Origin of the sequence: uncultured Sulfitobacter sp. (genome assembly GCF_947497275.1) — a bacterium.
Lineage (GTDB): Bacteria > Pseudomonadota > Alphaproteobacteria > Rhodobacterales > Rhodobacteraceae > Sulfitobacter.
This window is the reverse complement of sequence record NZ_CANMFS010000026.1, coordinates 1-7187: the sequence shown is the minus strand read 5'-3', so window position 1 is coordinate 7187 and position 7187 is coordinate 1. Positions and strand designations below refer to the sequence as shown.

Here is a 7187-nt window from a genome sequence, read left to right as displayed (position 1 = left end):
TGTGATGCCGGCCTTTTCCAGTGCGGCCACGAAGGCGGCATTTTCTGACAGAAAGCCATAGCCGGGATGCACCGCATGCGCGCCGATCCGTTGCGCCGCCTCGACGATCTGCGCAATGTCGAGATAGGCCGCCACGGGCGTGGAACCCTCGATGGTCACGACCTCGTCGGCAATCAGATGGGCCGGGCCTTCCTGCTCGGAGCTGTGCCGCAGGACGGCGGTCTTGATGCCCTTGACCCGGGCCGTGCGCAGAACCCGAGCCGCGATCTCGCCCCGGTTCGCAACCAGCAGTTTGGAAATAGTCATATCCGGCGTCATCCTCTTTCACTACCGTCCTCCCCCGCAGGGTGGCGGGGGAAGGTATTGCATGCGGTATCAGCGGATTATTCGACTTCCATCCGCTCGGATACGATCGAGAACGTCTTATCCTCGGCATTCGATTGCAGGACCATTATCCCGGTCGGCGCGTGACGCACGCCTTCGCCATAGGTCACGGGACCGAGCAGACCGTCCGTTTCGAATCCGTCCAGACCTTCCATTTTCTCGATCACGCAGGCCCGCGTCAGATCCTCGCCACATTCCGTCATGACATGTTCGAAGATCATCGCCCCGGCATATCCCGACAATGCATAGCGGTTCAGCGAATCCATTTCACTTTCGCTGAGATACTTGTTGGCGAGGTCCATGAACCTTGCCACGCCAGGCACTTGCAAAGAGGTCAGCGCCGGAACGTAGTCTGCGGCGTAGTATCCGTCACCCGCACTGCCCGCCAAAGCCTGCACCGGAGTCAGGTGGGCGGAATGCGCACCGAGAAACGTGATGTCCATCCGGTTCTTGGCGGCTTCCTTTAGCAAGGTGGAATGTTCCGCTACAACGCCGCCCGACACCAGCACGGTGACGCCTGCGGCCCTGGCCTTCAGCATCTCGGCGGAAAAATCCTTTTGGCCGCGCTTGAATTCCAGCTCCAGAACGTTGTCGAGACCGTATTTCTCTACCCCTGCAAGGTATCCGCAGCGAACGTCATCGCCGAATTCGTCGTCCTGAAATGCAATCGCGTATTTCTCGTCCTTCAGGCCAAGCTCTTCGACGAGATACGTCATCCCCGCCGCAAGCTCCTGACAATAGGTCGGACCTACGACAAACAGCGTTTCGAGCGGCGGATTGAAATGGTGCGAATTCACGGCCATGTTGTTCAGGGCCGGGATTCCGAGTTCGTCGATCAGGGGCATCATCGCCGCCAGTTGAGAACTACCGGAGGTACCGATCAGAGCGAATATGTCGTCGACCTCGACCATCTTCTTCAAGGACTGAAGTGAACGCGCGGGGACATATCCGTCATCCTCGAACACGATCTCAACCTTGCGACCGTTGATGCCGCCCCGGGCGTTCACATCCTCCTGCCAGACTTTCAGCGCCAGCGAATGGGCCTTGCCCAGAAGGCTTGGCGGTCCGGTCAACGGATCGACCGCACCCAGGACGATCTTGTCCTCTGTTACACCGGGTGCCGCCATGGCACCGACCCCACCCATCGTCAGAAGGGTAGCCGTCAGCGTCCCTTTTAGAAACCAGTTCATTATTTCTTCTCCCCTTTGTTTTTACTTGCTGATCGTTTGGTTCAGTATCTGAACGGCCAGTTGACCCAGCGGTTCTTGAATTCGCGGTAGATCCCCATCAGCCCTTCCGGTTCAAACCGCAGGAACAGGACGATCGTCAGCCCGTATATGAAACCTTTCAATTCCAGCACCGAAACCGATCCCAGCGTACCGCCCATCGACCCGATGACATAGTTCAGGACTTCGGCCAGCCCCAACACGAACACGACGCCAATCACCGCCCCGGCGGTAGAGCCGAGTCCTCCGACGATGATCATGGAGACGGCCTCGATGGAAATCACCAGGCTGAAGCTGTCCACATTCACAAACCGGATGTGGTAGGCCATCAATGCACCCGCCACGCCTACGTAGAACGAGCTGACCACAAAGGCATAAAGCTTGTACCGTGCCACAGGTACACCCATCACACGTGCCGCGATGTCCTGCTCGCGGATCGCCAGAAACGCACGGCCGATACGGCTGCGTTTGATGTTTGCAGAGCCGAGGATCGCCAACGTCAGGATCGCCAGGATGAGATAGTAGAAGGATTTGTCTGTCGCCAGTTCCACCCCGAAGATCGCGGGTTTCGGCGTTGATATGCCCGACGAGCCATGCGTGATGTCTTCGGCACTCAGGATGATATGCGTGATGATGATGGTAAAGGCCATCGTGGTGATCGCCAGATACAGACCCTTCAGGCGCAACGAAGGTATCCCGACTATCAAACCGAAGGCGGCTGCCATCAGCCCGCTGGCGGGCAGACAGAGCCACAGGGGCATACCGTAGTCGGCAGACAGGACCGCCGCCGTATAGGCACCGACCGCCAGAAATCCGGCCTGGCCGAAAGAAATTAGACCCGTCGTTCCGGTCAGGAGATTGAGGCCGATGACCCCCACCGCCGCAATCATCATTCCGTTGACCAGGGATGTGAGGTGATTGGTCAGCAACAGGGGGGCGACGAGCGCCGCGAGCACGAGTGCGACTGTCCAATAGGTCTGGGTCGGATTGCGGTAAAGCGATATCAGCTCGCTATAGCTTTCCTCGAATACACCGGTGCGCATGGTTTAAACCCTTTCGATCTCGGGCGTTCCGAACAACCCGTAGGGGCGGATCATGAGAACCACCAGAATGACGAGGAAGCCGGAAATTTCCTTGAGCCCTTGTCCGATGTAACCTTCGGACAGGTTTTCGAGGACACCGATGAGAATACCGGAAATCGCGGCACCGAAGACGGAATCCAGTCCGCCGAGAATAACGGCCGGAAATGCGCGCAGGCCTTGCGTCCACAGGTCAGGGCCAAGGCCATAGATCGTTCCCAGCAGAACGCCCGAAATCCCGGCGATGACCGCAGCAATCGCCCAAGCGATTGCGTAGACATGCGTCACGTTTATTCCCATCAGCAATGCAGTGGTCTCGCGCGCGGCAGTGGCTCGCATTGCGACGCCCATGCGCGAAAACCGGAGGAATACCCACATTCCGAGCACACAGAAGGCAAGCAAACCGATGGCGTAGAGTTGGGATGTATAAAGGAACACCATGCCGAATTCGACGCCGCTGTCGCCAATGTCAGTTGGCAGGAGCAGCGGATCGGCTCCCCAGATCAGAACCACCACCGCACGGATCATCACCGCAAGACCGATGGTCACCATTACGGTCGAAAACACATCCTGGCCCAGCATCGGGCGGATAAACACCCGCTCGATCACCAGTCCGACGATGGCGGATATAAAGACGCAGACCAGCAAAAGACCCCAGAACGGAAGCGTCCATGAGCTGGCGATGGAAAACGCCATATAGGATATCAGCATCATGATCTCGCCATGGGCGAAATTGACGACACTTGTAGCCTTGAATATCAAGGCATAGCCCATTCCGATAAGACCATAGATCACGCCGATGGCGATCCCCGAAACGGTCAGCAATATGAAATAGTCCACGTTTTTCCCCTTAGCCGTAGATTTCCGCCATCTCGGTTTCGAATTTTGTCTCGATGACATTGCGCCGCACTTTCTGGGTTGCGGTCATTTCGCCATCGTCATGGTCGAGTTGCTTTTTCAACAGGACGAATTTCCGGATGTTCTCGACACGGGCAAAGGCGTCATTCACCCGCGCCACTTCCTTGGAAACAAGGTCAATGACCGGTTCCAGACTGGAAAGGTGGCTGAATGTGGTATAGGCCAACCCCTGAGCCTGAGCCCATTTGCCCACCGTATCGTAGTCGATCTGCAACAACGCCCCGAGAAAGTTCCGCCCCTCGCCGACGACGATCGCCTCGGCGATGTAGATCGAATCTTTCAGGGCGTTCTCGATTTCGGATGGTGTAATATTCTTGCCGCCCGACGTGATGATGATCGATTTCTTTCGATCGACGATGGCAATTTCACCGTTGTCGAGTTGTTCGACCACATCACCCGTCTGCAACCAGCCATCGACGACGGTTTCTTCTGTCGCTTTCTGATTGTCGAGATAGCCAAGAAAAACACTGGGATGCTTGATCTCGAGTTCGCCATCGTCGGCAATTCTGTATTGCAGACCCGGAGCGGCGACGCCCGACGCCCCGACGATGGCTTTGTCGGCATTCTGAAAGAACGCCAGACCTGCCGACTCAGTCATGCCATAAACCTGATAGAGCGGCACGCCGATCACCCGGAAGAACCGGACAACCTCGGGTGAAATGGATGCGCCTCCCACAAAACCGCAGTGGACCTTGTCAATTCCCATGAACCTTTTCAGTGGATTAAAGACGAGGATCTTTGCTGCAAAGTGTTTGACCCGTTCGACCGGGGTCAGCCGCCCGCCCGCTTCGATCTTGCGGAAATGCGTCTGGCCGAGATCGAGGCCCCAATTATAGATTCGTCTGGCAAGGGGCCGCGCGTCCTGAATTCTGATCGATGCGCTGTATTGCAGTTTTTCCCAGATTCGCGGTACGCCCAGGAAGACCTTCGGTGCAATTTCCCGAAGATTGACCTGCACGGTATCGATGGATTCCGCGAAATTCACCTGACCGCCGATCATCAAGCTGAGGATCGTCGAGAATATCCGTTCCGCAACATGGCAAAGCGGCAGATAACAAACGACCGAATACCGGTCACGCGTGAGGTTGAACTGCGCAATCAGCGGGAAAGATGCCACGAGCAGGTTCCGATGCGAAAGCAAGGCACCCTTCGGCGGTCCCGTCGTGCCCGATGTATAGACCACGACCGCAGGATCGTCGGGTTTGGTATTCCTGATGCACTCGCCAAAGAATTCCACGTCCTCGGGATGGCTCGATACATGGTCCCGCCCAGCCTGGACGACCTCTTCGAACGATCTCAGGCGCGTTCGGTCATAAGCGCGCATGCCCTTCATATCGACGCATACGATCAACTTGAGATCGGGAAAGGCACCGTTGTTCGCTTCGGCATCCAGCACCTTGTCGACCTGTTCCTGATCTCCGCAGACGACGACGCTGCTTTTGGAATGGCGAAGGATATAGTCAAGTTCCGGCCAAGGGTTGGTCGGATAGACGCCGACAGTCATTCCCCCCAGTGCCTGCGCTGCGATGTCGGAATACAGCCATTCCGGAGTGTCCTCGCTGGCAATTGCCAGACGATCGCTACGCCCGAATCCCGAAGCGTGAAGGCCAAGGGCAAAAAATCGGACACGTTCGAAATAGCCGGCCCAGGTGACCCGGTTCCAGATCCCCAGATCCTTTTCCCGAATGGCAAGTTCATCGGGTATGTTTTCGGCCCAGTGCATCAATAGCTGCGGCAGTGTGTGATCGCCGGCCTTCAGGCGTGCCTCAAGATCGTTCAATGAACCGCCTCCGTATCTTCCTCTAGTTTATGTCCGAGGTAAGCCTCGATTACGTGTGGATCCGCCCGTATTTCATCGGGGGTGCCATAGGCAATTCGCTCGCCGAAATTCATAACGGCGATATGGTCGGAGATATCTGTAACGATCCCCATATCGTGCTCGATCATCATGACTGTGATCTCCAGTTCCTCTTTCAGGTCGAGAATGAAGCGGGCGATGTCTTCCGTCTCTTCGGCATTCATCCCTGAAACCATCTCATCAAGAAGCAGCAACTTTGGTTCGGTTGCCAGGGCTCGCCCCAGTTCGACCCGTTTCTGCAATCCGTAGGCCAGTGCACCGACCGGCACGTCCCGAACGTGCTGAATTTCGAGAAAATCGATAATCTCCTCGACCCTTTTGCGATGCGCCCGCTCGGCGGCGCGCGTGGTCGGTCCGAAGAGCACCCCGCCCAGCACGCTGGTCTTCATATGACTGTGGCGCCCCACCAGCAGATTGTCGACAACGCTGGCATGTTTGAACACAGCTAGGTTCTGGAAGGTACGCCCCATTCCGAGCGGGGCGATCAGGTGCGGAGCGGTCCGGGTGATGTCATTGCCATCGAGCGTGATCGTTCCGGAGGTCACTGGAAGAACCCGGCTGATCAAATTGAACATTGTCGTCTTACCGGCACCGTTCGGACCGATCAGACTGAATATCTCACCCTTGAGAACCGGAAATCCGACACCGTTGACAGCGGTGACACCGCCGAATTTCTTGACCAGATTATCGACCTGCAACAGTACGGTCATGACAGCCACCTTTTGCGTCTCTTGTAGTGTTTCACATCGCGCATATTGCGGCGGTGGCCCGATTCAGAGAAGCCGAGGTAGAACTCCTTGACGTCCTCGTTATCCATCAGCTTGTCCGGCGGCCCATCCATCACAACCCTGCCGTTTTCAATGATATAAGCGTAGCTTGCGATCGACAGCGCCAACTCGGCGTTTTGCTCGACCAGCAGGACGGAGACGTTTTTCTGTTTCGACAGGTCGCTCACGGCAGCAAAGATTTCCGCGATGATCTGTGGCGCGAGCCCAAGGCTGGGTTCGTCCAGCATCAGCAAACGCGGGCTGGACATTAGCGCGCGGCCGATCGCCACCATCTGCTGTTCGCCGCCCGAAAGATAACCCGCGATGGTGCTGCGTTTCTCTTTCACGCGAGGAAAAATATCGAACACGTTTTCCAACGCTTCCGTCGCCCCGGAACGGCTTCGGGTGATGCCGCCCATCATCAGGTTTTCCTCGACCGTCAGCGGCTCGAACAATTGCCGGCCTTCGGGAACCATCACAACGCCGCTGCGCACGATTTCGTCAGGTTTGCGGCCAATCAGACTTTCGCCGTTGAGCGTGATCGTACCGCCGATGATATTGCCTTCCTCGGGATAGAGCACGCCGGATATCCCCTTCAGAATCGTCGATTTTCCGGCTCCGTTCGATCCCAGTAGCGTAACGATTTGACCCTCGTCGACCGACAGGGAGGCATCGCGTACCGCCTCGATTACGTTGTCATAGACAATCTGGACGTTGTTCACATTCAACATCAGGCGGCACTTTCTTCTGTCATAGCCAGCCCATCTTTTTCGGCGAGTTTTGCCGGTACGGGGATTTCGATGTCGAGGAGCATTTGTGCGAAGCCCTTGCCCTGAGGGTCGATGCGGACCGAGGCGATGCCGCCGCCGCCGAGGGATTCGTGCAGCAGGAAGTTCAGCGCATGGCTTCCGGGCAGGTCGAAGCGTTCGACCGGGCCGTTGCACAGGTGGGCGAA

7 protein-coding genes and 1 pseudogene are annotated in these 7187 nt (G+C 56.9%); all 8 read right to left on the bottom strand.

All coding sequences use genetic code 11. The features are described 5' to 3' along the window. Positions 1 to 306: biotin carboxylase N-terminal domain-containing protein (locus tag Q1A06_RS20580; protein ID WP_299567992.1), on the bottom strand; the 306-nt coding region annotated here is incomplete at its 3' end. Between the two features lie 77 nt (positions 307 to 383). Beyond that, complete coding sequence (locus tag Q1A06_RS20575; protein ID WP_299567991.1) at positions 384 to 1574, bottom strand: ABC transporter substrate-binding protein; 1191 nt, start codon at positions 1572 to 1574, stop codon at positions 384 to 386. Positions 1575 to 1615: 41 nt separating this feature from the next. After that, positions 1616 to 2653, bottom strand: a complete 1038-nt coding sequence (locus Q1A06_RS20570; RefSeq protein WP_299567990.1) for a branched-chain amino acid ABC transporter permease — start codon at positions 2651 to 2653, stop codon at positions 1616 to 1618. 3 nt (positions 2654 to 2656) lie between these two features. Beyond that, entirely contained in the window at positions 2657 to 3529 is an 873-nt protein-coding gene (locus Q1A06_RS20565; protein WP_299567989.1) for a branched-chain amino acid ABC transporter permease, read from the bottom strand. 10 nt (positions 3530 to 3539) lie between these two features. Further along, positions 3540 to 5387: an AMP-binding protein gene (locus Q1A06_RS20560; protein WP_299567988.1), complete on the bottom strand. Its 1848-nt coding sequence runs from the start codon at positions 5385 to 5387 to the stop codon at positions 3540 to 3542. Beyond that, positions 5384 to 6175 carry an ABC transporter ATP-binding protein gene (locus Q1A06_RS20555; RefSeq protein WP_299567987.1) on the bottom strand — a complete coding sequence of 264 codons (792 nt, stop codon included), beginning with the start codon at positions 6173 to 6175 and terminating at the stop codon, positions 5384 to 5386. Before Q1A06_RS20555 ends, Q1A06_RS20560 begins: the two co-directional genes overlap by 4 nt. After that, a complete protein-coding gene (locus Q1A06_RS20550) occupies positions 6172 to 6963 on the bottom strand; it encodes an ABC transporter ATP-binding protein (protein WP_299567986.1) in 792 nt (263 codons plus the stop codon). The genes Q1A06_RS20555 and Q1A06_RS20550 overlap by 4 nt, the downstream gene beginning before the upstream one ends. Further along, positions 6963 to 7187: pseudogene (locus Q1A06_RS20545) on the bottom strand (terpene utilization protein AtuA); the annotation flags it as partial. The pseudogene Q1A06_RS20545 and the gene Q1A06_RS20550, both read right to left, overlap by 1 nt.